This window comes from Pantoea sp. S61, assembly GCF_016625145.1.
In the GTDB taxonomy this organism is placed as follows: Bacteria; Pseudomonadota; Gammaproteobacteria; order Enterobacterales; family Enterobacteriaceae; genus Pantoea; species Pantoea rwandensis_B.
In genome coordinates this window covers 38723-65197 of record NZ_JACVUO010000021.1, presented here as the reverse complement: position 1 = coordinate 65197, position 26475 = coordinate 38723, and the positions used below count along the sequence as shown (strand labels likewise).

Here is a 26475-nt window from a genome sequence, read left to right as displayed (position 1 = left end):
AGGGACAGCATTCCTGCTGACCCTGTGCCAAATCGCACTAACGTTTACAGATAATCAAACTGCCCGTCTTGCGTGCGGACCGAATCCAGGCCAATCATCACATTGAATTTGCCCGGCTCGGCGACATGCTGCATTTTTTGATTCCAGAATTTCAGTGCATCCACATCAATCTTAAAGCTTACGGTCTGTGACTCGCCCGCTTTCAGCATGATGCGTTTGAAGCCGCGCAACTCCTGCACCGGACGGCTGATGCTGGCCACCGGATCGTTGAGATACATCTGTACCACCGTGGCACCATCACGTTTGCCGGTGTTGGTAACAGTGACGCTCGCTTCAACGGATCCATTGCGCGGCATGGTTTTGGCGGACATTTTCACCGGCGAAACGGTGAAAGTGGTGTAGCTCAGACCGTAACCAAACGGATACAGCGGGCCATTCACCGCATCGTAGTAATGCGAGGTGTACTTGTTCGGCTTCGCGAAGTTGTACGGACGCCCGGTTGGCAAGTGGTTGTAGTAAATCGGCAGCTGGCCCACGGAGCGCGGGAAGGACATCGGCAGTTTGCCCGATGGGTTGTAATCGCCAAACAGTACATCAGCAATCGCATTCCCCCCTTCGGTGCCGCTGAACCAGGTCTCTACCATCGCATCCGCGATACGATCTTCATTCACCACCGTCAGTGGACGGCCATTCATCAGCACAATCACCAACGGCTTGCCGGTCGCTTTCAACGCCGCCAGCAGTTTTTGCTGGCTTGGCGGAATCACCAGGTCACTGCGGCTGGAGGCCTCATGCGCCATCCCCTGCGCTTCGCCCACGGCAGCAACCACCACATCCGCTTTCTTCGCCTGGGCAACGGCTTCATCAATCAATTCCTGCGGCGAGCGTTTATCCACGCTAACCGCCTGTTCGTAGAGGTTGAGGAAGTCCTGAATACCTTTGTTATCGGTGATGTTGGCCCCTTTGGCATACAGCACGGTGCCTTTGCCCGCCATCGCATTGCGCACGCCCTGCAGCAGCGGAATCGACTGTTTCGCCACGCCTGCGGCTGACCAGCTGCCCATAATGTCACGCTGGCTGTCGGCCAATGGCCCCACGAGCGCCACGGTGGCGTCTTTTTTCAGCGGTAAGGTTTCATGCCAGTTTTTCAGCAGCACAATGCTTTTACGCGCCACGTCACGCGCTTCGGCACGATGCAGACGGCTCTCGGCATTGGTGTCCTGCGGATCGCTGCCTTTTGGCCCTAAATGGCTGTAGGGATCGTTAAACAAGCCCATATCATATTTGACGTTCAGCACGTGACGCGCTGCATCGTCGATCTCTGCCATGGTAACAGCACCACTCTTGACCAGCCCTGGCAGGTATTTGCTGTAGTACTCATCGCTCATACTCATATCGATGCCGGACTTCAGCGCAATACGCACCGCATCCTGCGGATCGCTGGCCACACCGTGCTTCAGCAGCTCTTTGATCGCGCCGTGATCGCTGATGGTGATGCCTTTAAATTTCCACTCACCGCGCAGCAGGTCTTTCAGCAACCAGCCATCCGCCGTCGCTGGCGTGCCGTTCAGTGAGTTGAGCGCCACCATCACGCCGCCGCTGCCCGCATCCAGAGAAGCTTTGTACGGTGGCAGATAATCCTGGAACAGGCGCTGTGGGCTCATATCCACGGTGTTGTAATCACGTCCGCCCTCCACTGCGCCATAAGCGGCGAAGTGCTTCACGCTGGTCATGATCGAATAACGGTCGGCGGCGCTTTTGCCCTGCATGGATTTCACCATCGCGCTGCCCATTTGTGAGGACAGGAAAGTGTCTTCTCCGAAGCCTTCAGACACACGTCCCCAGCGCGGCTCGCGCGTGACATCCACCATCGGCGCCCAGGTCATATTGAGACCATCATCGGCGGCTTCATAGGCGGAGATGCGGCCGACTTCCCTGATCGCATCCAGATCCCAGCTGGCTGCGAGGCCGAGCGGGATCGGGAAAATGGTACGCTGACCGTGCACCACGTCGTAGGCGAAGAACAATGGAATTTTCAGGCGGCTGAGTTGCATCACCTGATCCTGCATCGCGCGAATATCCGGACGCGTCACGGTATTGAAGATTGCGCCAACCTGACCGTGCTGGATCATGTCGCGAACCGCCTCTTTTGGCGTGTCTGGCCCCACGCTGATCAAGCGCATCTGCCCGATTTTTTCATCAAGGGTCATTTTGCCGAGCAGCTGATTAACAAAGGCGTCACGCGCCTGTTCAGTCATCGGATGGGGGCCAAACAGGTCATCTGCGAAGGCAGGCTGCATGGCAAGGGAAACAGCGAGGCTAACAGAGCAAATCCATTTCATCAGGTCGGGTTCTCTTAAGTGACTGCGCAATATCGAAATAACCGGGCCAGTGTGCCACAAGTTCAGGATAGCAGGTAGCCACCGATGTCACACCGCGACCATGCCGTTGACGCGTGCTAAAGTAGATGCGCAACGTTAACGACAAGGACAGGTTCATGAATAACAACACCTCACACCCTACACTGCTGGCTGAACTGCGCCGCCTCGTCGGCCCTTCACACCTGTTAACCGAGGCGGAACAAACCGCACGCTATCGTAAGGGTTTCCGCTCTGGTGAAGGCGATGCGCTGGCGGTGGTGTTCCCCGGCTCCTTGCTGGAGTTATGGCGGGTATTGCAGGCGCTGGTGCAGGCCGATGCGGTGATTCTGATGCAGGCCGCCAACACTGGCCTGACCGAAGGCTCGACGCCCAACGGCAATGATTACGATCGTCCAGTGGTAATCATCAGTACTTTGCGCCTCGATAAATTGCAGCTGATCGATGGCGGCAATCAGATTCTGGCCTTCCCCGGCAGCACCCTTTATCAGCTGGAAAAAGCCCTTAAGCCGCTGGGACGTGAACCGCACTCGGTGATCGGTTCCTCATGTATCGGCGCGTCGGTTATGGGCGGGATTTGTAATAACTCCGGCGGTTCGCTGATCAAACGCGGTCCGGCCTACAGCGAAATGGCGCTTTATGCGCAGATTGATGCCGAAGGCAAACTGAAGCTGGTCAATCATCTCGGCATGGATCTCGGCCACTCGCCGGAAGAGATGCTCGGTCGACTGGATGACGATCGCTGGCAGCAGAGCGATGTGCGCTGGGATGAACGTCATGCTTCGGATCATGAATATGCAGAACGCGTGCGCGATATCCATGCGGATACACCCGCTCGCTTCAACGCCGATGAGCGCCGCCTGTTCGAGGCTTCGGGTTGCGCGGGCAAACTGGCGGTATTCGCCGTGCGTCTTGATACCTTCCCCACCGAACCAAAACAGCAGGTGTTTTATATCGGCACCAACGATCCGGCGGTATTGGGCGATCTGCGCCGCCATATTCTGGCCGAGTTTAACAACTTACCGGTAGCGGGCGAATACATGCACCGCGACATTTTCGATATCGCCGAAGTGTACGGCAAAGACACCTTTGTGATGATCGACAAGCTCGGCACCGACAAAATGCCGCTGTTCTTCACGCTGAAAGGTCGGGTGGATGCCTGGCTGGGTAAGCTGAGTTTTGTTAAACCGCACTTCACCGATCGCGTGTTGCAGCGCATCAGCGGTTGGTTACCTGCCCATCTGCCGAAACGCATGAAGCAGTATCGCGATAAGTTTGAACATCACCTGATGCTGAAAATGTCCGGTGAAGGCGTAGCGGAAGCGCAGGAGTATTTGCACGAATACTTCCGCGAAGGCGGTGGCGAGTTCTTTGCCTGTGACGGCAAGGAAGGCGCACATGCTTTCCTGCATCGCTTCGCCGCTGCCGGTGCCGCGGTGCGCTACCACGCGGTGCATGCGGATGAAGTGGAAGATATTCTGGCACTGGATATCGCGCTGCGCCGCAATGATAGTGACTGGTTTGAGCGTTTACCCGCCGAGTTTGACAACGATCTGAGCCATCGCCTCTATTACGGCCACTTCTTCTGCCATGTATTCCATCAGGATTACATCGTGAAGAAAGGCGTGGATGCGCATGCGCTGAAGGAGAAGATGTTGGCGATTCTGAGCGAGCGTGGTGCCGAATATCCTGCCGAGCACAACGTCGGGCATCTTTATCAGGCGAAACCGCAGTTGCAGGCGTTTTATCGTCAGCTCGATCCGACCAATACCTTTAATCCGGGGATTGGTAAAACCAGTAAGCAGAAGGGTTGGGCGGTGAAGGCTTGATTAAACTAATGGGCGGCCCGAGAGCCGCCCATTGGATTATGACAGTTGCTCGCCTTCATCCTGCGCTGCGGCAGGTATTGCCCGACGTTCAATGATCATCGTCTGCGGTGTCGAGAGCACAATGCCCTCTTTACGCAGGCGTGTCAGAATATCAAACAGCAAATCACTCTTGGCGCTGGAGATCTGACGCTGGCCCGCCACGTTGCCGGTGACGCTCAACACGATACCCGCAGAGGTCAAATCCTTGAATGAGACGGATGGCTCAGGCGTTTCCAGAATACGCTCGTTCTCCTGGTAAACCTCCAGCAGAATCTCACGCACGCGCACCGGATCGATATCCAGCGGGAAGGTCAACATAATGGTCACCACACCCTGTGCATTGCCCATGGTGGCGTTACGCACGTTCTGTGAGATGAACTGTGAGTTCGGCACAATCACCGTGGATTTATCACTCAGCTGAATCTCGGTGGCGCGCACATTGATACGGCGAATATCCCCTTCAATGCCGCTGATACTCACCAGATCGCCCACTTTCACCGGGCGCTCGGTTAACAGAATCAAACCGGAGATAAAGTTCTTCACTATCTCCTGTAAGCCGAAACCGATACCGACCGACAAGGCGCTGACGATCCACGCCAGTTTGTTCCACTGCAGGCCCATGATCGACAGCGTCAGCAGAATGATCAACACATAGCCGATATTGCTGAACAGCGTCACCAGCGACACGCGCATGCCCACGTCCATGGTGGTTTTTGGCAGGAAATCTTTATCCAGCCAGCGACGCACCGAACGCAGCACGTAGATGCCCACCACCAGACACAGAATGGCATTCACCATATGCGCCGGCACGATGTTCAGTGATTCCAGACCTTTGCCGCCCCAGAACTCAATCACTTTCTGAATCAGCTCGATCGGTGTCGACGAGGCAAAAGTGCCGTTCAGCAGCGCCAGCGCCACAATCCCTATCAGTGCGGTTTTACCAATGGCGCCCAGCAGCGTGGCCGCCTGTTGCAGATGACGTTCATCAATGTTCAATGACGTCTGCAGACGTTTGCCGGTGGCGTTGTTAGTGGAGAAAAGGCTTTCACAGCCGTCATTGATCAAATGGCTAAGGAAGTAGAACGAGCCAAACAGAATGCCGCACCAAATCACCTCATAACCGAGGAAGCGTGCCAGCGTGACATAACCGATGATTAACGAAATCAGAATCGCCAGCGCGGTCAGGGTTAACGCGAGTTGAACCAGGCCAACGATGGTCGGTCGAGCTTCCGGCGCATTGCCCTCCTGCACCATACGACGGCGTACGCGATTAGTGCGCATGCTGATCGCCATACCGGTGGTGCCGATCAGCAGCGCCGTCAGGCCGTTCGCGAAGATGGTGGTATTGAGACTGGTGCCGACGCTGTAGTTAAAGGACTCTGCCGTCTGGAAAAGAAACACCAGTCCTGCCGTAATCGGCGGGAACGGCTTGAGCGCCTGCGCCACTTCATTGGAGATACTCGGCAAGCGCCAGCTCGGACGACGCGTGGACAGGAAGGCGCGGCCTAATCCGGCGATCAAACCGCAATAGACGCTGAGTTGCACCAGGCGCTCAACAAAATCCTGCACGTCAGTTGAAACTTCATCACGGCGAGTAAATGCCAGCGCGATAAAGTTGAAGGTCAGCACCACGGCCGCCAGGGTAGTTAAGGCAATTGCCGCAGCCAGGAAGCTACGACGCAAGCGCCCTTCTGGCAGTTTATTTATGCTCACCCAAGCCAAAAACTCTTCGCTGTAGCGACGACCCAGGGTCATCACCAACATCGCCGCAATCAACCAGCCAATGGTGCCGAAACGCCAACCGGGTTCCCAGGAGAGCGCCGCCGTGTCCTGTAGTTCAGCGATAAAATCACTGATCTTCTCACCGTCCAAATCCTGCCGGCTGACCATCGGTGCCCAAAAACGCGGCCCCAGGATACTGCCAGAATTGAGCGCCAGCTGGCTCTTCAGCTGGTCACGACGCAGGTTGACGATCTGGGAGGAGAGCACCAGCGCGCCATTTTTAATGCCATCGGCCTGCTTGATTTGATCGTCCAGTTTACTTTTCTGGCTCTCCAGCGAGGCGCGTTTGCGCGTCACTTCCGGCGTTTCTTTCACGCCGCTGTCCGGTTTTGGTGCCGGACCCAGTACCGCTAGCTGCGCATCCAGCTGCTGCCCTTGCGGGATCAGCGCCTGGCTGAGGGTTTCCGCGTTGCCGGATAACTCCAGCGCCATTTCATTCAGCTGGTTCAGCTGGTTTTCATTGGTATCGCCTGAAACCTGACCTTTGATCTTGTCGAGGATTTTCTGCATTTTCGGCAGCTCAACCGCCGGATTGACCTTGGGTGCGGCGTCCTCTTGCTGAGCCGCGGCGGCAGTGTTGTCATCCGCGTAGCTCAGTGCCGGGCTTAACAGCACCAGCAGCAGTATAAATGGGGTAAATAGCGAACGAAGCTTGTACATATGAGTGAGATTCCAGCGCAATGACAGCCGATAAATGCCAGTTAACTTTAGATGGCGGCCAGTGTAGAGCGTAGCCGAAGCGGAAACTATAGGAATGAAGCGCGAAAACTTTGGTGCTAACGATTAGGGATTTTTTTGGTCGTTCGGGAGTGCTTATCCCGCCAATCGGAAGCACTCACAGACGCACAATCCATTGTGCATCTGTGAAGGGAAACAGACGTCGTGATTACTCGTTGCTGGCCGTTTGCGACGATTTCTGCTTCTTGTAGGCCAGCGCCGCTGCCGGAACCGGCGCCGCTTTGCCGGTTTCCAGCCAGTCACGCAGACGGTTGGCATCGGCAAAGTGGGTGTACTTGCCAAACGCATCCAGCACCACCAGCGCCACCGGACGGTTGTTGATCACCGTGCGCATCACCAGGCAGTGGCCGGCTTCATCGGTATAACCGGTTTTGGTCAGCGCGATACGCCAGTCGTTTTTGTACACCAGATGATTGGTATTACGGAACGGCAGCGCATAGTTCGGATGTTTAAACACCGCTGTATCTTCTTTGGTGGTGCTCAGTTCACCAATCAACGGATATTGACGCGTGGCTTTTGCCAGCTTAATCAAATCTTCCGCATTGGAGACGTTGTGAATCGACAAACCTGTCGGTTCAACATAGTGGGTATGCGTCATGCCCAGCGCACGAGCTTTGGCATTCATCGCGCGGATAAAGGCGTCATAGCCGCCCGGATAGTGATGCGCCAGGCTGGCGGCAGCACGGTTTTCCGATGACATCAGCGCCAGCAGCAGCATATTGCGGCGGCTGATTTCACTGTTCAATTTGACGCGCGAGAACACACCGCGCATCTCTGGCGTGTGGCTGATATCCACCGACAGCATCTCGTCCATCGGCAGTTTGGCATCCAGCACCACCATTGCCGTCATCAGCTTGGTGAGTGACGCGATAGGCCGCACACGATCCGGATGGCTGGAGAACAGCACTTTATTGGTTTCAAGATCGACAATCATGGCACTGCCGGAGGCGATTTGCGGTTGGGCAATCGGCGCCAGATTAGACAGCGCAGCAGGCGCGGCCAGTGCCGGAGTGACAGCTGCCGGTGCGGCGACAAACAGCGCCAGCGACAGCAAGGAAATACGCATTTTTACAGACATCGTGTCAAAAAAATCCGGTAAGGAGTTTTGCGCCGTGTTTAAGACACAGGCCGCGCGCATCAAACCAGACGGGATGCGGGCTGGCAGCAGCATAATACGCGCTTATCTGCGAAATTTCTTAGGTAGATTGTTTCTGAGCGTTAAAAAAACGGGAGACCTAATGGCCTCCCGTTCACGGTGTCATTGCAGGTTAGAACAATCGTGGTCCGTAACCCCACAACACCACGGTCAGTGCCAGCAGCACTTCAAACACCAGCACACCAATCGCCAGTGTCGATCCTGAGAAGCGCATGCTCTCTTCACGATCAATATTGAGGAACACCGGAATGCCGACGTACAGCAGATAACCGGTATAGAGTAACGCCACCGCGCCGACCAACACACACAGCCACACCAGCGGATAAAGTGCCACCAGCCCACTGATAAACAACGGGGTGGCGACATAGCCGGCAAACACGGTACAGCGCTGAACGCTGGGACGCTGCGGAAAATCGCGCGCCATCCAATGAATGACGCGACCCATCACCGCCACGCCGCCTAAGATAATCAGATAGAAAAGAATGCCGAGACCGATGCCCGTCAGCAGGTTGAGTTGTACGAACTGCCCTTCGCCCAGATTCCAGCCCAGTTGTGTGGTACCGATAAAGGCACAGATCACCGGAATCGCTGCCATCATCAAAACATGGTGGGTGTAGTGGTGCGAAACGCTCTCATTTTCTTGCTTGATATCGCGCATTTCCTGGTTAGGATGCGCCAGAAGACCCCAGACATGATTCATAAAATCACTCCTCTGATGCGATGGGCTGCCCCTTCAGCGATCAGGCCATGCAACTCAGGCAGCTTCCCTTCAAGTATAATCGGGGCTGCTGTTTTTGCGGACAGCGGCACAAAAAAAGCTGCTGGCGTATAAACTGTTACCTGAATCACTCGCGACAGGGAGGAAAATTTGCATCTCGATATCAATGGATTAATTACCCAATACGGCTATCTCGCCTTGCTGATCGGCTGTATCGCGGAAGGGGAAACTTTTACCCTGCTGGGCGGCGTGGCGGCCCATGAGGGGTTACTGCACTTTAGCGGCGTGGTGCTGGCCGCGATGATTGGAGGGATTATTGGCGATCAGCTGCTGTTCTGGCTGGGCCGTCGCTATGGTACTCGCATCCTGCGCCGTTTCCGTAAACACGAGGATACGATTCGTAAAGCCAATCGCCTGATTCAGAAGCGCCCGAGTCTGTTTGTGATTGGCGTGCGCTTTATGTACGGCTTCCGCATTATTGGCCCGATCATCATCGGTACCAGCCGGTTAAAACCGCTGCGTTTCTTTGTGCTCAACGTGATAGGCGCCGCGCTCTGGTCGCTGATTTTTGTCACCCTCGGCTACTTCGCCGGGGAGATCATTACGCCGTGGCTGCATAAGCTCGACCAGCACCTTAAACATTTGCTGTGGTTAGTGGCGGCGATTGTGTTCGGCATCGCACTACGTTACGTGATTCGCCGCTGGAACCGCCGCCGGGCGGATTAGTGGTGGTAACCTTTAAACTGCGGGTTGGCCAACATAAAGCCACCGTCAACAATAAACGATTGTCCGGTGGTATAGGTCGCCCATTCCGAACACAACCACGCCACTAAACTTGCCACTTCACGCGTATCGCCGGGGCGTCCAATCGGAATTTCCGGCATACGTGTGCTGCGCGCCTGATCATCAGTCAGATGGTTCATCGCGGTGGCAATTGCGCCCGGTGCAACGGCATTCACCAGAATGTGATGGGGCATCAAACTCAACGCCATCGATTTGGTCAGACCGCCGAGCGCATGTTTCGCCGCGGTGTAAGCGGTGGCATCCGGCAACGGAGTGTGTTCATGCACTGAAGTGATGTTAATGATGCGCCCACCATCGCCCTGATCGACCATATGACGGGCAGCGATCTGTCCGCAGATAAACGAACCATCCACATCGACGCTGAACGTTTTCCGCCAATCCTCAAAGGTGACATCGAGAAAATCAGCTTTCATCATCACGCCCGCGTTGTTGACCAGTACGTCAATGCGACCCAGTGAATTAATGAGCTGCGCCAGTTGCTTGCCGCCTTCTTGCGGATCGGAGAGATCCAGCTGCCGCACCTGTGCGGTTTGCCCTTTACTCTCGACCAGTCGCGCCGTTTCCTGTGCCCCCGCTTCATCTGAGCGCCAGGTGATCCCTAACGTGTAGCCCGCTTCAGCCAGCATGACGGCACAGCTGCGGCCAATGCCGGAATCGGATGCGGTAACCACGGCCACTTTCTGTTTGCCCAGTGCCATAACATTCTCCTGCGTGATGGGTGTCTTCACAGTATAGAAGTTATCGATCTGTGCCTCGGGTCAGCCGAAAACACCCTTTCGTCTATAGTTAACAATCAGATGCAGTCAAGGAGGCAGGATGAGCAAAATTAAACGCAGAATTGATGATCATGGCGTGATTGGGGATTTACGGACCTGTGCATTGATCGCCAATGACGGCACCATCGATTATCTCTGCTGGCCGGAACTGGATAGCCCGTCCGTGTTTGCTGCGTTGCTGGATGGCGATGATGCCGGTCTGTTCTCACTGGCGCCAGACTGGAAAAATGCGCGCCAGCAGCAGCTCTATCTGCCGGACACCAATATTTTACAGACGCGCTGGTTAGGCGATGCGGGCGTGGCAGAGATCACCGATTACATGCCGATCTGCGACCAGCCCAATAAAGTGCCGCGACTGGTACGTCGGGTCAAAATGGTGCGCGGAACGGCCACCTTCAATCTGCTGTGTGCCCCGCGCCATGATTATGCCCGTGCCGAAACCCACACCGAACTGCGCCCCGGTGGCGTGGCCTTTCTTGCCGAAGGCCAGCCCGCGTTACGGCTGAGTGCTACGGTGGTGATGACCCGGGAAAACCACAGCGCAGTGGCCGAATTTACACTCCAGGCCGGGGAATCTGCTGAGTTTGTCTTTGGCAGCGATGACGATCCCTTTGTGGCGGAGATTGCCACTGAACAGTGCTTCAGCGAGACACTGGCCTACTGGCGGCGCTGGAGCAGCCACAGCACGTATCGCGGACGCTGGCAGGAAATGGTGACGCGATCCGCACTGGCACTCAAACTACTCACCTCGAAACAGCACGGTTCGATTGCCGCTGCGGCAACCTTTGGCCTGCCGGAAGAGTTAGGCGGCGAGCGCAACTGGGATTATCGCGCCTCGTGGATTCGGGATGCCTCCTTTAGCATGTATGCGCTGATGCGCCTGGGTTATGTGGAAGAAGCGCGAGACTTTACCCATTGGGTGGGGCGCTGCGTCGAGCACAGTCATGACGACACGCCGCACCTGCAGGTGATGTACCGTCTGGACAGCGGTACCGAACTGCATGAAACCGAGTTGCTCAATCTTTCCGGCTATGCCAACTCGCGCCCGGTGCGCATCGGCAATGATGCGTGGCGGCAGACCCAGCTGGATATTTACGGCGAGCTAATGGATGCCATTTACCTTGCCAATAAATACGGTGAAGCCATTTCACAGCGCGGCTGGCGGCATGTTTCCAGCATGATTGATTATGTCTGCGGCAACTGGAATCAGCCCGATGCCGGTATCTGGGAGATGCGCGGTGAGCCAGAGCACTTTCTGCATTCGCGCCTGATGTGCTGGGTGGCGCTGGATCGCGCCCTGCGTCTCGGTCTGAAGCGTTCATTGCCGATGCCTTATGAGCGCTGGGATCGCGTGCGCAGCGAGATCCGCGATGACATCTGGCAAAACTTCTGGAGCCCGGAACTGGGCCATTTTACCGCCACACGCGGCGGCAAGTTCCTTGATGCATCTATGTTGCTCATGCCGCTGGTGCGCTTTGTCAGCTCCACCGATCCCGACTGGATTGCCACCCTTGACGCGATTAAAACGCATCTGGTGAGCGACGGTTTAGTGCGCCGCTATAACATTAGTGAAACCCCTGCCGATGCCTTAACCGGGGGTGAAGGTTCCTTTGCCGCCTGTTCCTTCTGGTATGTGGAGTGTCTGGCGCGGGCCGGGCGCGTGCATGAAGCCCATTTTGAGTTTGAAAAGTTGCTGAGCTATGCCAATCCCCTGGGGTTGTACGCCGAGGAATTTACCACTCATGGCGAAGCGCTGGGGAATATGCCGCAGGCGCTGTCGCATCTGGCGTTAATCAGTGCCGCTTTTTTCCTCAATCGTAAATTGAGCAATGAAGTGACGCTGTGGCAGCCTTAAGAAAATTCACATTTTGGGCGGTACGGCAACGAGATGGGTCGGGAAATGCCCACTATTTAAGTAAAGTATCATCAGCCATTGAAAATCCTGATTCCCATCACTGCGCCTATGCACATATAATGCGCACCGGGTCATTGAGACCAAGATGGATTCGACACACTGACAAGCCTGAAACACGGCTATAACGACTTGAAAAACATGAAAAAGAGCATTCGCGCGTTCGCTTCACTTGCTTTGGTACTGGCGGCGTTCAGCCAGTCGGCATTCGCAGTAGTGTATCCGCTGCCAGCGGCTAACAGCCGTTTGATCGGCGAAAACCTTGAAATCACCGTGCCTGATGACAGCCGACTTCCGCTGGAAGCCTTCGCTGCTCAGTACCAGATGGGCCTCAGTAACATGCTGGAAGCCAATCCGGGCGTTGATGTTTATCTGCCAAAAGCGGGCACCAAAATGGTGATCCCTCAGCAGCTGATCCTGCCTGACGCCCCGCGTGAAGGCATCGTGATCAACAGCGCGGAAATGCGTCTTTATTACTATCCGAAAGGCACCAAGACCGTGGTTGTGCTGCCAATCGGTATCGGTGAACTGGGTAAAGACACGCCAGTGAACTGGACCACGACCGTTCAGCGTAAGAAAGCCGGTCCAACCTGGACGCCAACCAAAGCGATGCACGCAGAATACGCATCACGTGGCGAAAGCATTCCAGCGGTATTCCCGGCAGGTCCGGATAACCCGATGGGACTGTATGCGCTGTATATCGGCCGTCTGTACGCAGTTCACGGTACTAACGCCAACTTCGGTATCGGTTTGCGCGTGAGCCACGGCTGTGTGCGTCTGCGTGCTGACGACATCAAATGGCTGTTCGACAACGTGCCGGTTGGCACTCGCGTACAGTTTATCGACCAGCCGGTGAAAGCCACCGTTGAGCCAGACGGTTCTCGCTATGTAGAAGTGCACAACCCACTCTCTACTACCGAAGAGCAGTTTAACTCACGTGAAGTGGTGCCGATTACGCTGACCGCTGCAGTGACCAAAGTGATTGCCGATGGCAGCACTAACCAGGATGCGGTGAATAACGCGATTCAGGCGCGTAACGGCATGCCAACTAAAATCAACGGTCCGCAGGGTGAAGTGATGCCTGCTCCGGTACCGGTTCAGGAATCTTCTGACGCCACGCCAAAAGAAGAGCCGATGACCCCGCAGGGCGCCAGCGCCGTTGCACCGCAGAGTGATGTGGCTCCAGCTGCTCAGCCTGCGCCAGCGACCGGCAACAGCCTGTAATCGCTGACTCGCCATGCAGTAAAAAGCCAGCCCATTGTGGCTGGTTTTTTTTTGCCCGGTCGCCATAAGTGGCAACCCTACGATGTTATTGCGTAATGCTTGTCACTTAACCCGGTACGCATAAATGCGCCCCCTACGAATACCCTACCCATACTCAACGTTGTAGGGTCGCCATTAATAGCGACCAAAGCGCACTTAAATACGCACTCATTGGCTTATCTACAGGGTTATTCCCGCCGCCGTCTCAACGCCAGCCAGCCCGCCACCAGGGTAAACACCAACACCACAATCACCAGCAGTAAGAAACCGTGCGGATTATTCGCCAGCGGAATCCCGCCCACATTCATACCGAAAAAGCCGGCAATGATGTTAATCGGCAGCGCCAGCACGGTGATCACCGTCAGTAAAAACAGCGTGCGGTTACTCTGCTCCATCAAACTCGCGGCAATCTCTTCCTGCAACAAGCGAATGCGTTCCATCAGTCCCGCCAGGTCATTCAATGCGACGCTGAACTCTTCGGTAAAGATGCGCAATTCACTTAGCGGTTCGCGCTTGAGCCACTTTGGTGGCCGATTTAACAAACGAAATAGCGCGGCGGGTTCCGGTGCCAGCAAACGCTGCACACGCAGTAGCATACGGCGTAAATGGCCCAACTCACTGCGGTTGCTTTTAATCGCGGCACTGAGCAAACGCTCTTCAATGGCATCCACCGCCTGACTGGAGCGGCGCACCACTTGCTCTAGTTGCGCTTCCTGCTCACCCAGCAACCACAACAGCATCGCATCCGGCTCGGCGAACGGGAGACGATCAATTTGCTGATGCATGCGCTCAATCATTCCCACCGGACGATAACGCGCGGTGACAATGGTGTGCGTACAGCACCAAATCCACAGCGTGGCATTCTGTGTACTGCGCTCTTCTTTACTGAAAGTCACATCATTGAGCACGGCCAGCAGCGCATCGTTTTGATGGGCCAAACGCGTGCGCGGTGAAGCAGAATGGATCTCATCGAAAAAATCATCGTCTACACTAAAGTGGTCCTGAACCCAGCGCTCGGCACGGGCATGATTCAGGTTGATGTGTAGCCAAAGAAAATAGGATTCCGGCAAATTCTGCTGCGCGAGCTGCGAAGCTTCACGCGCGTTGAGCCGCTGTGGCGGTGCTTCCGGCGTGAACAGATACCCATGAATGAGTCCGGCCACTTCATTATTGAAGTCCGGCAATGAGGCAAGCGGTAAGACAGGCTGGAGCATGGCAGCGTGAGGATCCCGAAGCGGTCAGATCCACAGACTGCGACAGCCGTGTTACAGCAAGATGACAGAGCGTGATCGCGATCATCATTCTGTCATACAAACCACGTATCACACTGCGGGTAACGGATGCCAATCGAGCATCGTCAATCCACACCGGGGTGTGTTATGGCTGAAAACAGTTTACCTGCATCTACATCAACATCATCGTCCCAAAACGGTCGCCCGAATCTTAACCAGGGCAACGGAAAAATCTCACGCATCATCTTCCTGATCTTGCTGTGCGGCGGCCTGCTGTTCACCGCCATCAACCTGTTTAATGACGTTGAGGAGACCGGCGCGCCTGTCACCAGCTATACGCCGTTCCTGCTGCTGGGCGTGGCTTTAGTGATTGCCCTCGGCTTTGAGTTTGTTAACGGCTTCCACGATACCGCCAATGCTGTCGCCACTGTGATTTATACCCATTCGCTGTCGCCGGGTGTTGCCGTGGTGTGGTCTGGCTTCTGCAACTTCCTTGGCGTTTTGCTCTCCAGCGGCGTGGTGGCGTTTGGCATTATCTCACTGCTGCCGGTGGAGCTGATTCTGCAGGCAGGTAGCGGCAACGGCTTCGCTATGGTGTATGCGCTGCTGTTCTCAGCGATCATCTGGAATCTCGGCACCTGGTACTTCGGCCTGCCGGCGTCCTCTTCACACACGCTGATCGGTTCGATCATCGGCGTGGGCGTGGCGAATGCCCTGCTGCACGGTCGTAGTGGTACCAGCGGTGTGGATTGGGATCAGGCGATCAAAGTGGGTTACGCCCTGCTGCTGTCGCCGATTGTCGGCTTTATCTGTGCGGCGCTCCTGCTGCTGGCGATGAAGGCCTTTATCCGCAACCGCCAGCTGTATGAAGCACCTAAGGGCAATCAGCCTCCACCGGCATGGATTCGCGGCCTGCTGATCCTGACCTGTACCGGTGTCTCATTTGCCCACGGTTCAAACGACGGCCAGAAAGGCATGGGCCTCATCATGCTGATTCTGGTGGGCACCATGCCCATTGCTTACGCCCTGAACCGTTCGCTGCCGCCGGATCAAATCCCGCGCGTGGCCGCATTAACCCAGGTCACCGAGCAGCAGCTGCTGACGCTGCAACCGGCACCCGCCGCGATGCCCGCGCCGCGTGAAGTGCTGACCGAGTTCGTGCGCACCAGCCAGAACCGCCCTCAGGTACTCCCTGCCCTCGGCATGATGCTGGGCGATATCGGCGATCAGATCCGTCGTTATGGTGCGGTGGAGAATATCCCGGCTCAAGCGGTGACTAACACCCGTAATGATATGTACCTCGCCTCCGAAACCATCAAACATCTGCAATCGGCTAAAGTCGCGATGCCGGAAGAGATTGCCAGCAATCTCACCGCCGTGAAGAAAGAGTTGGATGCCGCCACGCGCTTTATCCCGATGTGGGTGAAAGTGGTGGTGGCGATTGCCCTTGGGCTCGGCACCATGGTGGGCTGGCGCCGCATTGTGGTCACTGTCGGTGAGCGCATCGGCAAAACCCATCTGACCTACGCACAGGGTGCCAGTGCGGAGCTGGTGGCGATGGCAACCATCGGCGCGGCGGATGTGTTCGGTTTGCCGGTCTCCACCACTCATGTCCTGTCATCAGGCGTGGCCGGTTCGATGGCCGCTAACAAATCTGGCCTGCAGCTCTCGACGATTCGTAACCTCGCGCTAGCGTGGGTGCTGACGCTGCCGGTCTCAGTCTTACTTTCAGGGCTGCTTTACGCTCTGTTTATTCATCTGTAACGGGGAAAAGTCATGGCGACACACGACAATAGCTTCCACAGCGAGACCTTCAATGCGCGTCTGCTGCAGGAGTTTTACGACAGCTACGACGAAGAGCTGGAAATGGAGCTGGATGATCTGCGCTTCAATGATAACGGTGAACCGCAGCAGGAAGGCGATAAGGCTTTCCGCCGCCGCTACTTCCGTGAGTTGCTGCATCTGCAGGGCGAGTTGGTGAAGTTGCAGGATTGGGTGATGCGCACCGGACATCGCGTAGTGATTTTGTTTGAAGGCCGTGATGCCGCCGGGAAAGGCGGGGTGATCAAGCGTATCACCCAGCGTTTAAACCCACGTACCTGTCGCGTCGCCGCCCTGCCCGCGCCGAACGATCGTGAGAAAACCCAGTGGTATTTCCAGCGCTATATCGCTCACCTGCCTGCAGCCGGTGAGATTGTGATGTTTGACCGCAGCTGGTACAACCGCGCAGGCGTAGAGCGCGTGATGGGCTTCTGTAATGAAGCCGAAGTCGAAGAGTTTTATCGCAGCGTGCCGGAATTCGAAAAAATGCTGACCCGCAGCGGCATTCAGATCATCAAATACTGGTTCTCGATCACCGATGAAGAGCAGGAGCTGCGCTTTCTGAGCCGCATCCACGATCCGCTGAAACAGTGGAAATTGAGCCCGATGGATCTCGAAAGCCGCCGCCGTTGGGAAGATTACACCGAAGCGAAAGAAGAGATGCTGGAGCGCACGCACATCCCTGAAGCGCCATGGTGGGTGGTGCAAGGTGTGGATAAGAAGCGTGCGCGCCTGAACTGCATCAGCCATCTGCTGCAACAGGTGCCGTACGAAGAGAGCGAGAGCAAAACCATAATGTTACCGACGCGCGAACGTCATGAAGATTATCGCCGCGCGCCAGTGCCAGACAACATGGTGGTACCAGAGAAGTATTAGTTAACAGTTTGCACGGCTGCCTCGCGGCCGTGCTGCTGTTGCAGACGCAATGTTATGGCAAATGCGCCCAGCACCATCAGAGCCGCCGCCAGATACACTGACTGCATCCCCCAATGACCAATCAGCAATCCCGCCACCGGACCGGTTAATCCCAGCCCTAAATCAAGAAACGCCGAGTAGGTGCCCAGCGCCGAGCCCTGATCCTGCTGCTGCACGCGTTTAACCGCTTCCACGCCCAGCGCCGGGAACACCAGCGAGAAACCACCGCCGGTCAGGAACGCGCCGATATCCACCAGCCAACTGCTATCAGCCTGCCAGATTAACAGCAGACCGGCACACTCCAGCACAAATGACACCAGCGACACTTTCAACCCGCCAAAACGAGTGATGTAGCGGCCACCGGCCAGGCGCACCAGCACAAAGCCCAGACTAAACAACGTCAGGGCAAAAGCAGCGCCGCTCCAGTCGCGGCTGGCAAAATAGAGCGTGATAAACGTTGAGATGACGCCAAATCCGATGGTGCCAAAGCCCAATGCCAGCCCAAACAGCCAGACGCGGCTGACCACGCGATGAAAAGGGATACGCACGCCCGCGGTGACGCTGACCGCCGCTTTACGGCTCGCCATGCAGAAACCGATGACGCCCATCAACGCCACAAGCCCGGCAAAGCCGCTGATGCCGAACATTTGATTGAGCAGCACCCCGAGCGGTGCGCCTATCGCCATCGCAAAGTAGGTGGCAACGCCATTCCATGAGATCACACGCGCCGTCTGCAACGGTCCGACAATGTTCATCCCCCACAGCGTTGAGCCAGTACTGCTAAAGCTTTCACCCACCCCCAGAAACAGCCTTCCCACTGCCAATAGCGCCAGACTGAGCATCGGCACATCGGTGAACAACGCAGCGAAAAGGGAAAGTACGCCACTCATGCCGCAGCACACCAACCCCATCATCACCACACGTTTCGGGCCATAACGATCGGCCAGACGGCCCGAATGCGGACGGCTGAGCAGCGTGGCGAAGTACTGCAGGCTGATGATCAATCCGGCGATGAACGAACTGAAACCCAGTTGGTTATGCACAAATCCCGGTAGCACCGCGAGCGGCAACCCTACCGAGAGGTAGCAGAAAAACGTGAAGACAATAACGGAGATGATGCGTTTATTTAACTGAGCATGACTCAGTACAGCGGCGTCAGACATAAGTGATGGCATTACAAATGAATGTGAAACGCTACTATAGCGCAATTAGCGTTGAGCTTGAACCTGACTTTACATGGGACTGTGTCATAGGGTAATTCTGTATAATTCCATTATCAGGCTTATTTAAATATCGCCCCAGCATTTCACCTTCGATTAATAACAGAAATTAATTCAATTTCTTTTACACATCGGCCTGACAAATCTGAAAAAAAACCTTTTCGGAAAACGATTATCCAAAAAATATTCCATTAAAATAGCAACAAAACCAACTGTTAATCTTTTCAGGTCGCGCGAATGCTGAGAGAGGCGCGCGCAATCATTCACATTAAGACATAGATTACGCCCCCGATTGCCTTTAGGTTACAGACTAACCAATCAAATACCGATCGTTACTTTCGGTGCGTAATAGGCATAGCGGCAACGTTGAGCCTGTGCACCCGCTTAAGCCAATTTCTGACCTCTGTTCATTCTGTTCCCTACCGACCAGGAGAGATTATGAAGATAATCATCAGTGGAAGCGGATATCCTGAAAAAAGAAATATCATCACTAACCCACACAACAAATATATTGATTGCCGCAAAAAGAATATCTATTTCTATTTAAATGCCGTCAAAGCAAAAATCTTACATAAAAATAAACAATTTATTTTTCTTCCGCTCCCCGGCTTACTGCCACACGATGCGGATGTCATTCACCTTTTCAATGAAGTGGCCGACACCAAAAGGAACTGGATCGCCACCTTTGAAACCGAGATCCCACGCGTGCTGCCGGTGCCCGGTGTGGCAAAATACGACAATCCTGAATTGAAGTCGCAGCTGCAATTAATCGCGAAAGCGGAATGCCTGACGTTGATTGCCATCTCGCAAGCGACCCTCGACATCCAGTGGAAGCTGCTCGATGCGTTTCCCGCGATCAAAGCCGCCGTCAGACACAAGCTACACGTTCTGCATCCGCCGCAACCGCTGTTGTGCGTTAAACCGCGCCTGATCTCGCCCGGAGAAATACGTTTCATTTTTATCGGCAATGAGTTCTATCGCAAAGGCGGCGCGGAAGTGGTACTGGCCATCTCGCAATTAACTGAAGAGGATGTGTTCACCCGCGGCCAGATTCAGGTCACGCTGATCGGTGACATCACACAGCGTCATAATATTGCCCATCGGCAATTTCAGGATGATGAGGCGTTCTACACGCGCATTGAGCAGTTAATCAAAACCTCGCCCCACATTCAGCATTTCACTACCCTGCCCAACAATCAGGTATTGACCTTACTGCAGCATTCGCACGTGGGATTGTTGCCCAGCTGGCAGGATACCTACGGCTTCTCGGTGCTGGAGATGCAAGCCAGTGGCTGTCCGGTGATCACCACCAACATTCGCGCCTTGCCGGAGATCAATCCACCCGGTTCAGGGTGGCTGATTCAGCAGCCGGTGAATGACGAATATGAGTATGTGGTTGATTCTCAAGAGAGCAAACTGCAGATACGCCGACAAATCGTGCAGCAGCTAAAGGCGCATATCATTGATATTTTGCGTAATCCGGGCGTGATCACGCAATACTCTGCGCAATCGCTGAAAAGAATTGCTGAGCATCACGATCCGGGGAAATTCAGTGAGCAACTCGCCCTGTTTTACTCAGCCAGCAAGCAGATGCACTACACAACGGCATTTAAATGAGGAAGGGTTAAACCGGTGCGGTTAACTGAAGCGCGTGGCGCTCAATTGCCGTGGCGATCTCTGCCGATACGCGCAGGGTGCGGATTTCACTGAACAGCCCATCGGCTTCGTTATAGGCTTTACGCAAATAGCCAAGCCACTGTTTGATGCGGGCGACGTGATACATGCCGGTATCGCCCTGCTTCTCTAACTGCGTGTATTTGAGCAGCAGTTCGACCACTTCAGGCCACGGCATCGGTGCTTCGTTATATTTCACCACACGACCGAGATTCGGGATGTTGAGCGCACCGCGGCCCAGCATCACCGCATCGCAACCGGTGATGCGCAGACAGTCTTGCGCATCCTGCCAGCTCCAGATCTCACCGTTGGCGATCACCGGAATCGACAGACGCTGGCGAATTTCGCCAATCGCCTGCCAGTTAATGCTTTCAGCGCGATAGCCATCTTCTTTGGTGCGACCGTGCACCACCAGTTCGCTGGCGCCGGCCTGCTGCACCGCGTCGGCAATTTCAAAGCGGCGCTCGCCCGAATCCCATCCCAGACGCACTTTCACCGTGACGGGAAGGTGATCGGGTACGGCTTCACGCATCGCTTTCGCGCCGCGATAAATTAGCTCAGGATCTTTGAGTAAGGTGGCGCCGCCGCCACTGCCGTTCACAAGCTTTGATGGACAGCCGCAGTTGAGATCGACGCCCCAGGATCCAAGCTCCACCGCACGCGCGGCGTTTTCTGCCAGCCACTCAGGGTATTGCCCGAGGAGCTGCATACGCACGCGCGTACCGGAAGCCGTTCGGCTGCTGTTGTGCAGCTCGGGACACAAACGGTAGAAGGATTTTACTGGCAGCAGTTGATCGACCACGCGTAAAAACTCAGTGACGCACAGATCATAATCATTTACCCCGGAGAGCAGTTCGCGTACCAGCGAATCCAGTACGCCCTCCATCGGTGCCAGTAGTACCCTCATGGCGTTAGATGTTCCCGCTCTTTTTCGCTGCCGGACGACGACGACCGCTGTTGGCGGCTGGCGCATTTTGACCGGCACTGCTGCCCTGGCGACGTGCCGGGCGCGCTTCGCCTTGTGGACGTGCGCCATTGCCACCCTGTGGACGCTGACCGTTGCCACTGTGCGGGCGAGAGACATTACCGCCTTGTCCACGACCCTGACCACCCTGACCACGGCCCTGGCCGCGACCCTGCTGCTGGCGACCATTCTGAATCGGTTCCGCTTTAATGCTCGGGTCTACTTCAAAACCTTCCAGTTCAATGCGCGGGATCTCACGCTTCAGCAAACGCTCAATGTCACGCAGCAGTTTGTGTTCGTCGACACACACCAGTGACAGCGCGGCACCGGTTGCCGCAGCACGACCGGTACGACCAATACGGTGCACATAATCTTCCGCCACGTTTGGCAACTCGTAGTTCACGACGTGTGGCAGTTCTTCGATATCCAGACCACGCGCGGCGATATCCGTCGCCACCAGCACACGAATGCCACCGGATTTAAAGTCAGCTAACGCACGAGTACGCGCGCCCTGGCTTTTATTGCCGTGGATCGCCGCTGCGGTGATGCCATCTTTGTTCAGCTGTTCAGCCAAGTGGTTAGCGCCGTGTTTGGTACGAGTGAACACCAGCACTTGCTGCCAGTTATCGCGACCAATCATCAGCGACAGCAGTTCCCGCTTACGCTTCTTATCAACGAAGTGCACCTGTTGTGAAACTTGCTCAGAGGCGGTGTTACGACGCGCCACTTCAACCTGTTCCGGGTTGGTCAGCAGTTTTTCCGCCAGGGTTTTGATCTCATCCGAGAAGGTGGCAGAAAACAGCAGGTTCTGACGTTTCGCCGGCAGACGCGCCAGCACACGGCGGATGTCGTGGATGAAGCCCATATCGAGCATGCGATCCGCTTCATCCAGTACCAGAATTTCGACCTGTGACAGATCAACCGCATTTTGATGCGCCAGATCCAGCAGACGGCCAGGGGTCGCCACCAGCACATCCACACCCCCGCGCAGTTTCATCATCTGCGGGTTGATGCTCACGCCACCGAAGACCACCAGTGAACGGATATTGAGATACTGACTGTACTCACGGACGTTCTCGCCCACCTGCGCCGCCAGTTCACGGGTTGGGGTGAGGATCAACGCACGTACCGGACGACGGCCGCGCGCGTTAGAAGGATTCGCAGTGAGACGCTGCAACAGTGGCAGCGTAAAACCGGCGGTTTTACCGGTACCGGTTTGGGCGCTCGCCAGCAGGTCACGGCCCGCCAGCACTACGGGAATGGCCTGACGCTGAATCGGCGTTGGTTCCTGGTAGCCTTGTTCCGCTACCGCACGCAAAATATCGGCACTTAAGCCGAGAGAGTCAAATGACATGCAGGTGTATTACTCCGAACCGCCCTGTTCGCCGTCAGCGATGTAGTTTTCAGGGGGTATATGACGCAAGCCTGGTGGGCTCACGTGTGAAAAGGGCACAAACTACCATGCGTAAGGGCGGGAGTTTAGCAGGTTTCCGCTGCCACCGCGACTGACAATAGTCACGGCACTGTAACATGATGTGGGTAATCTTACTGACGTGGCAAGCGTGGTGCCGATGCTTACCGCGCCCGTTATCGCGCGGCGCATAACAAAAAAGGAGCCGCATTCGGCTCCTTTCTGTTCGCCACCGAGCTTGAGCTTAGCTGCGTTTTTTCTCCACGCGATGCGCGGGTTCTTTCGCCAGCAGTGACACCAGTGCCGGCCCGACCAACATCACCACGCCCAGGCAACCGATCAACAGGTTGTTATGGATGAAGCGAGAGATCAGGAACAGCGTCAACATCGCTGCGCCGAAGTAATACGTTGTCGTGACTTCTTCCAGCGCGTCACCCATGCGACGTAAACGGGCACTACGCTGCAGAGCCATCATGGCGATAAACACCACTGCATAAGCTGCTACCAGGGTACTGCTCACTTCAACCAGCGCCTTGTGCTTCCAGCCCCAAACCAGCGCGGCAATCACCAGCAGGTGCATGGCAATGTGCAAACAGGTTTGACCGGTAACGATCTGAACACGATTAGACCATTTCATTCTCTTCTCCTGGCAGACCCAACAGGTCGCCCAAGTGTATCTGGCTGCGGCCAGACGGATTTCCTCAATGTAAAGCAAATTTCGGATAACGCCCTAATTTTCTGCGCCCTTCACCACCCATTTGTGACAAAGACTACACTTTGTGCTGTTGATGATGAAAAGGAGCGCGTCGAAGTATGCCACAAAACACGCAAGGATTTTCATTTAAAGTCCTGACGATCAATACCCACAAGGGGTTCACCAGCTTTAACCGCCGCTTTATCCTGCCGGAATTGCGCGACGCTGTCCGCGCCACCTCGGCGGATATTGTCTTCCTGCAAGAGGTGATGGGCACCCACGCTATCCATTCGCTGCACATTGAGAACTGGCCGGAAAACTCTCATTACGAGTATCTGGCCGATACCATGTGGCATGATTTTGCCTATGGCCGTAACGCAGTTTATCCCGAGGGACATCACGGGAACGCGATATTGTCACGTTTCCCTATTGTTGAATATGAAAATCTCGATATTTCTGTGGCGGGAAGCGAAAAGCGCGGCATGTTGCACTGTCAGATTCGCCTGCCGGATCGTCCCGAACCGCTGCATGTCATCTGTGTACATTTAGGGCTAAAAGCGCAGCATCGCCAGGCGCAGATGAAGATGATGAGTGATCGCATCAACGCCCTGCCACATGATGCGCCGCTGGTGGTAGCCGGGGATTTCAACGACTGGCAGGTGCGTGCCAACCGCTTCCTGAAGCGCAGCGCGGGATTGCAGGAAGTGTTCAGCATGAAAAATGGCCGCCCGGCACGCACCTTCCCGGCACGTTTTCCGCTGTTGCGGCTTGATCGCATTTATATCCGCAACGCCACCGTCAGTCAGCCCTGGGCGCTGCCAGTGAAACCCTGGTCACACCTTTCCGATCATGCTCCTTTGGCCGTGGAGATTTTTCTATGAATTTCAGCTGGCGTGAAGGCAATCAATTACGGTTGCTGGAGAACGGCGATCAATTCTTTCCCTGCGTTTCAGCCGCGATTCAACGTGCCGAGCGCTCGCTGTTGCTGGAGACGTTTATTCTGTTTGAAGACGACGTCGGCAATGCGCTGCATAGCGATCTGCTTGCGGCAGCGCAGCGGGGTGTGAAGGTCGAAGTGATGGTGGATGGCTATGGCTCACACGATCTCTCCGACGCGTTTGTGAACACGCTAACCGAAGCCGGCGTGCGTTTTCTCTATTACGATCCGCGCCCGCTGGTGATGGGCATGCGCACCAATGTTTTCCGCCGCCTGCACCGTAAAATTGTGGTGGTGGATGATGCCCTCGCCTTTGTTGGCGGCATCAACTTCTCCGCTGAGCACAACAACGATTACGGCCCGGAGGCAAAGCAGGATTATGCGGTTGAAGTTAAGGGACCGGTGGTGCTGGATATTGCTCGCTATGTGCAGCAGGCCATCGGCAGCAAACAGACCACACGGCGCTGGTGGGGAGGACGTTCGCAGCGACTGGCGGTCAACGCCATGCCCGGCGATGCGCAAGTGCTGTTTGTCTATCGCGATAACGATGACCATCGCGACGACATTGAACAGCACTATCTCGATATGCTGCGCAAGGCAAAGCAGGATGTGATCATCGCCAATGCCTATTTCTTCCCCGGCTATCGACTGTTACGTGAAATGCGCAGTGCAGCACAAAGAGGTGTGCGCGTGCGGCTGATCGTGCAGGGCGAACCGGATATGCCCATTGTCAAAGTGGGCGCCGAATTGCTTTACAACTATCTGGTGGATGCCGGGGTTGAAGTCTACGAATATTGCCGCCGCCCGTTGCACGGCAAAATTGCGGTGCAGGATCAGCACTGGGCCACGGTAGGCTCCAGCAATCTCGATCCCCTGAGTTTATCGCTCAATCTGGAAGCCAATCTCATCGTGCACGATCGCACTTTCAATCAGACGCTGCGTGACAATCTGGAAGCCTTGCTTCAGCACGATTGTGTGCGTGTGCAGGATGACAAACTGCCGCCGCGCACCTGGTGGCACCTCACCAAAAGCGTGATTGTGTTCCATTTCCTGCGTCACTTCCCGGCCATTGCCGGTTGGTTGCCCGCGCACACGCCTTCGCTGGCGCAGGTTAATCCGCCGGTTCAACCAGAAATGGAAACCCAGGATCGGGTCGAAACCGGCAACGAAGGAGCGAAACCCTGATGAGCAAAAAACATTCGCGCTGGCAATGGGCAAAGAAAATCCTTACCTGGCTGTTTTTTATTGCGGTAATCGTGCTGCTGGTGATCTATGCGCGCAAAGTGAACTGGCAGGACGTTTATCAGGTGATCGTAGGCTACAACCGCTATGTGGTGCTGGGCGCGGCGGCGCTGGTGGTGGTCAGCTATCTCACCTATGGCGTGTATGACTTGATCGGCCGCGCCTACTGCGGACACAAACTGGCCAAGCGTCAGGTGATGCTGGTGTCGTTTATTTGTTACGCCTTCAACCTGACGCTCAGTACCTGGGTGGGCGGCGTGGCAATGCGTTATCGTCTCTATTCCCGTCTCGGCCTGCCCGGCGGCACTATAACGCGCATCTTTTCCATGAGTATCGCCACTAACTGGCTTGGCTATCTCCTGCTGGCGGGCGTGGTGTTTGTCGCGGGCATGGTACCGATTCCGCCGCGCTGGTTTATCGGCGAAAGCACTCTGCGCATTATAGGTGCCGTGTTATTAGCGCTGGTCGCGATTTATTTGTGGGCCTGTGCTTTTGCGAAAAAACGCCGCTGGACAGTCAAGGGGCAACATTTACAGCTGCCGTCGCTACGTATGGCGCTGATTCAGTTTGCCGTCTCCAGTGCAAACTGGCTGGTGATGGGCACCATTATCTGGCTGCTGCTGGCGCGACAGGTGGATTACCCGCAAGTGCTGGGGGTGTTACTGATCAGCAGTATCGCTGGGGTGATCATTCATATTCCTGCGGGCATCGGGGTGCTGGAAGCGGTGTTTCTGGCGCTACTGGCTGGCGAGCATGTTTCGCACGGAACCATTATTGCCGCCCTGCTGGCTTATCGCGTGCTGTACTTTATTTTGCCGCTGCTGCTGGCGCTGGTGTTGTATCTGGTGCTGGAGAGCCGTGCAAAACATCTGCGGCAGAAGAATGAGCGCAAGATGGCGAAATCAGACGCGGGATAACCGAAGAGAAGGTACTAACACGCAGAGGGCACCATCAATGGCGCCCTCTAAAA

General features: G+C 55.5%; 20 protein-coding genes. 10 read left to right on the top strand and 10 right to left on the bottom strand.

The genetic code is table 11. From position 1 onward, the window contains the following. Window positions 1–44: 44 nt before the first annotated feature. The gene (bglX, locus tag IAE30_RS25865) at window positions 45–2342 is read right to left on the bottom strand and encodes a beta-glucosidase BglX (RefSeq protein WP_200538943.1); all 2298 of its coding nucleotides are present in this window, start codon (window positions 2340–2342) and stop codon (window positions 45–47) included. A gap of 155 nt (window positions 2343–2497) precedes the next feature. Here bglX and dld point away from each other — a divergent pair, with 155 nt between their 5' ends. Continuing rightward, the gene (gene dld, locus IAE30_RS25860; protein WP_200538942.1) at window positions 2498–4207 is read left to right on the top strand and encodes a D-lactate dehydrogenase; all 1710 of its coding nucleotides are present in this window, start codon (window positions 2498–2500) and stop codon (window positions 4205–4207) included. Between the two features lie 36 nt (window positions 4208–4243). Here dld and IAE30_RS25855 read toward each other — a convergent pair whose 3' ends face one another. The 3 genes from IAE30_RS25855 to IAE30_RS25845 all read right to left on the bottom strand — a co-directional run bounded on the left by IAE30_RS25855 (window position 4244) and on the right by IAE30_RS25845 (window position 8622). Beyond that, window positions 4244–6688 (bottom strand): DUF3772 domain-containing protein, encoded by a 2445-nt coding sequence (locus tag IAE30_RS25855; RefSeq protein WP_200538941.1) that lies wholly within the window; start codon window positions 6686–6688, stop codon window positions 4244–4246. Window positions 6689–6914: 226 nt separating this feature from the next. Further along, window positions 6915–7844 carry a D-alanyl-D-alanine endopeptidase gene (gene pbpG, locus IAE30_RS25850; RefSeq protein ID WP_034821245.1) on the bottom strand — a complete coding sequence of 310 codons (930 nt, stop codon included), beginning with the start codon at window positions 7842–7844 and terminating at the stop codon, window positions 6915–6917. Window positions 7845–8034: 190 nt separating this feature from the next. After that, entirely contained in the window at window positions 8035–8622 is a 588-nt protein-coding gene (locus IAE30_RS25845) for a Yip1 family protein (RefSeq protein ID WP_200681258.1), read from the bottom strand. Between the two features lie 168 nt (window positions 8623–8790). On the opposite strand from IAE30_RS25845, the gene IAE30_RS25840 reads away from it, so the two are divergent. Next, a complete protein-coding gene (locus tag IAE30_RS25840; protein ID WP_200538939.1) occupies window positions 8791–9366 on the top strand; it encodes a DedA family protein in 576 nt (191 codons plus the stop codon). On the opposite strand, the gene IAE30_RS25835 is transcribed toward IAE30_RS25840, so the two are convergent. Then, window positions 9363–10142 carry an SDR family oxidoreductase gene (locus IAE30_RS25835; RefSeq protein WP_200681257.1) on the bottom strand — a complete coding sequence of 260 codons (780 nt, stop codon included), beginning with the start codon at window positions 10140–10142 and terminating at the stop codon, window positions 9363–9365. The two genes, IAE30_RS25840 and IAE30_RS25835, sit on opposite strands and share 4 nt — an antisense overlap. A gap of 118 nt (window positions 10143–10260) precedes the next feature. On the opposite strand from IAE30_RS25835, the gene IAE30_RS25830 reads away from it, so the two are divergent. Both IAE30_RS25830 and IAE30_RS25825 read left to right on the top strand, forming a co-directional pair. After that, the gene (locus tag IAE30_RS25830; protein WP_200681256.1) at window positions 10261–12075 is read left to right on the top strand and encodes a glycoside hydrolase family 15 protein; all 1815 of its coding nucleotides are present in this window, start codon (window positions 10261–10263) and stop codon (window positions 12073–12075) included. A gap of 198 nt (window positions 12076–12273) precedes the next feature. After that, window positions 12274–13356 (top strand): L,D-transpeptidase family protein, encoded by a 1083-nt coding sequence (locus IAE30_RS25825; protein WP_034821064.1) that lies wholly within the window; start codon window positions 12274–12276, stop codon window positions 13354–13356. Between the two features lie 227 nt (window positions 13357–13583). Here IAE30_RS25825 and IAE30_RS25820 read toward each other — a convergent pair whose 3' ends face one another. Continuing rightward, on the bottom strand, window positions 13584–14609 hold the full coding sequence (locus IAE30_RS25820) for a transporter (RefSeq protein ID WP_045816455.1): 1026 nt from the start codon (window positions 14607–14609) through the stop codon (window positions 13584–13586). Between the two features lie 165 nt (window positions 14610–14774). Here IAE30_RS25820 and IAE30_RS25815 point away from each other — a divergent pair, with 165 nt between their 5' ends. Together IAE30_RS25815 and ppk2 are read left to right on the top strand one after the other, a co-directional pair. Further along, a complete protein-coding gene (locus tag IAE30_RS25815; protein ID WP_045833554.1) occupies window positions 14775–16391 on the top strand; it encodes an inorganic phosphate transporter in 1617 nt (538 codons plus the stop codon). 12 nt (window positions 16392–16403) lie between these two features. Beyond that, the gene (ppk2, locus tag IAE30_RS25810; protein ID WP_038648073.1) at window positions 16404–17324 is read left to right on the top strand and encodes a polyphosphate kinase 2; all 921 of its coding nucleotides are present in this window, start codon (window positions 16404–16406) and stop codon (window positions 17322–17324) included. Here ppk2 and IAE30_RS25805 read toward each other — a convergent pair. Beyond that, window positions 17321–18526 carry an MFS transporter gene (locus IAE30_RS25805; protein WP_075564123.1) on the bottom strand — a complete coding sequence of 402 codons (1206 nt, stop codon included), beginning with the start codon at window positions 18524–18526 and terminating at the stop codon, window positions 17321–17323. The two genes, ppk2 and IAE30_RS25805, sit on opposite strands and share 4 nt — an antisense overlap. Window positions 18527–19021: 495 nt before the next feature. On the opposite strand from IAE30_RS25805, the gene IAE30_RS25800 reads away from it, so the two are divergent. Continuing rightward, the gene (locus IAE30_RS25800; RefSeq protein ID WP_200681255.1) at window positions 19022–20200 is read left to right on the top strand and encodes a glycosyltransferase family 4 protein; all 1179 of its coding nucleotides are present in this window, start codon (window positions 19022–19024) and stop codon (window positions 20198–20200) included. A gap of 7 nt (window positions 20201–20207) precedes the next feature. Here IAE30_RS25800 and dusC read toward each other — a convergent pair whose 3' ends face one another. The 3 genes from dusC to IAE30_RS25785 form a co-directional block, all read right to left on the bottom strand. Continuing rightward, on the bottom strand, window positions 20208–21164 hold the full coding sequence (gene dusC / locus IAE30_RS25795; RefSeq protein ID WP_200538935.1) for a tRNA dihydrouridine(16) synthase DusC: 957 nt from the start codon (window positions 21162–21164) through the stop codon (window positions 20208–20210). Between the two features lie 4 nt (window positions 21165–21168). Then, window positions 21169–22575, bottom strand: a complete 1407-nt coding sequence (rhlE, locus tag IAE30_RS25790; RefSeq protein ID WP_045816461.1) for an ATP-dependent RNA helicase RhlE — start codon at window positions 22573–22575, stop codon at window positions 21169–21171. 301 nt (window positions 22576–22876) lie between these two features. Further along, the gene (locus tag IAE30_RS25785) at window positions 22877–23269 is read right to left on the bottom strand and encodes a YbhQ family protein (RefSeq protein ID WP_200681254.1); all 393 of its coding nucleotides are present in this window, start codon (window positions 23267–23269) and stop codon (window positions 22877–22879) included. 176 nt (window positions 23270–23445) lie between these two features. Between IAE30_RS25785 and IAE30_RS25780 the strand changes: the two genes are divergently transcribed. The 3 genes from IAE30_RS25780 to IAE30_RS25770 are packed head-to-tail and all read left to right on the top strand — an operon-like array spanning window position 23446 to window position 26422. Next, window positions 23446–24207: an endonuclease/exonuclease/phosphatase family protein gene (locus IAE30_RS25780; RefSeq protein WP_200538933.1), complete on the top strand. Its 762-nt coding sequence runs from the start codon at window positions 23446–23448 to the stop codon at window positions 24205–24207. Continuing rightward, window positions 24204–25448, top strand: a complete 1245-nt coding sequence (gene clsB / locus IAE30_RS25775) for a cardiolipin synthase ClsB (RefSeq protein ID WP_200681253.1) — start codon at window positions 24204–24206, stop codon at window positions 25446–25448. Before IAE30_RS25780 ends, clsB begins: the two co-directional genes overlap by 4 nt. Beyond that, on the top strand, window positions 25448–26422 hold the full coding sequence (locus tag IAE30_RS25770) for a lysylphosphatidylglycerol synthase domain-containing protein (RefSeq protein ID WP_200538930.1): 975 nt from the start codon (window positions 25448–25450) through the stop codon (window positions 26420–26422). Before clsB ends, IAE30_RS25770 begins: the two co-directional genes overlap by 1 nt. Window positions 26423–26475 lie beyond the last annotated feature (53 nt).

Excerpts from the sequence above, each read along its gene's own strand:
- bglX (WP_200538943.1), bottom strand. The coding sequence starts at position 2,342 with ATGAAATGGATTTGCTCTGTTAGCCTCGCTGTTTCCCTTGCCATGCAG.
- dld (WP_200538942.1), top strand. The coding sequence starts at position 2,498 with ATGAATAACAACACCTCACACCCTACACTGCTGGCTGAACTGCGCCGC.
- IAE30_RS25855 (WP_200538941.1), bottom strand. The coding sequence starts at position 6,688 with ATGTACAAGCTTCGTTCGCTATTTACCCCATTTATACTGCTGCTGGTG.
- pbpG (WP_034821245.1), bottom strand. The coding sequence starts at position 7,844 with ATGTCTGTAAAAATGCGTATTTCCTTGCTGTCGCTGGCGCTGTTTGTC.
- IAE30_RS25845 (WP_200681258.1), bottom strand. The coding sequence starts at position 8,622 with ATGAATCATGTCTGGGGTCTTCTGGCGCATCCTAACCAGGAAATGCGC.
- IAE30_RS25835 (WP_200681257.1), bottom strand. The coding sequence starts at position 10,142 with ATGGCACTGGGCAAACAGAAAGTGGCCGTGGTTACCGCATCCGATTCC.
- IAE30_RS25830 (WP_200681256.1), top strand. The coding sequence starts at position 10,261 with ATGAGCAAAATTAAACGCAGAATTGATGATCATGGCGTGATTGGGGAT.
- IAE30_RS25825 (WP_034821064.1), top strand. The coding sequence starts at position 12,274 with ATGAAAAAGAGCATTCGCGCGTTCGCTTCACTTGCTTTGGTACTGGCG.
- IAE30_RS25820 (WP_045816455.1), bottom strand. The coding sequence starts at position 14,609 with ATGCTCCAGCCTGTCTTACCGCTTGCCTCATTGCCGGACTTCAATAAT.
- IAE30_RS25815 (WP_045833554.1), top strand. The coding sequence starts at position 14,775 with ATGGCTGAAAACAGTTTACCTGCATCTACATCAACATCATCGTCCCAA.
- ppk2 (WP_038648073.1), top strand. The coding sequence starts at position 16,404 with ATGGCGACACACGACAATAGCTTCCACAGCGAGACCTTCAATGCGCGT.
- IAE30_RS25805 (WP_075564123.1), bottom strand. The coding sequence starts at position 18,526 with ATGTCTGACGCCGCTGTACTGAGTCATGCTCAGTTAAATAAACGCATC.
- IAE30_RS25800 (WP_200681255.1), top strand. The coding sequence starts at position 19,022 with ATGAAGATAATCATCAGTGGAAGCGGATATCCTGAAAAAAGAAATATC.
- dusC (WP_200538935.1), bottom strand. The coding sequence starts at position 21,164 with ATGAGGGTACTACTGGCACCGATGGAGGGCGTACTGGATTCGCTGGTA.
- rhlE (WP_045816461.1), bottom strand. The coding sequence starts at position 22,575 with ATGTCATTTGACTCTCTCGGCTTAAGTGCCGATATTTTGCGTGCGGTA.
- IAE30_RS25785 (WP_200681254.1), bottom strand. The coding sequence starts at position 23,269 with ATGAAATGGTCTAATCGTGTTCAGATCGTTACCGGTCAAACCTGTTTG.
- IAE30_RS25780 (WP_200538933.1), top strand. The coding sequence starts at position 23,446 with ATGCCACAAAACACGCAAGGATTTTCATTTAAAGTCCTGACGATCAAT.
- clsB (WP_200681253.1), top strand. The coding sequence starts at position 24,204 with ATGAATTTCAGCTGGCGTGAAGGCAATCAATTACGGTTGCTGGAGAAC.
- IAE30_RS25770 (WP_200538930.1), top strand. The coding sequence starts at position 25,448 with ATGAGCAAAAAACATTCGCGCTGGCAATGGGCAAAGAAAATCCTTACC.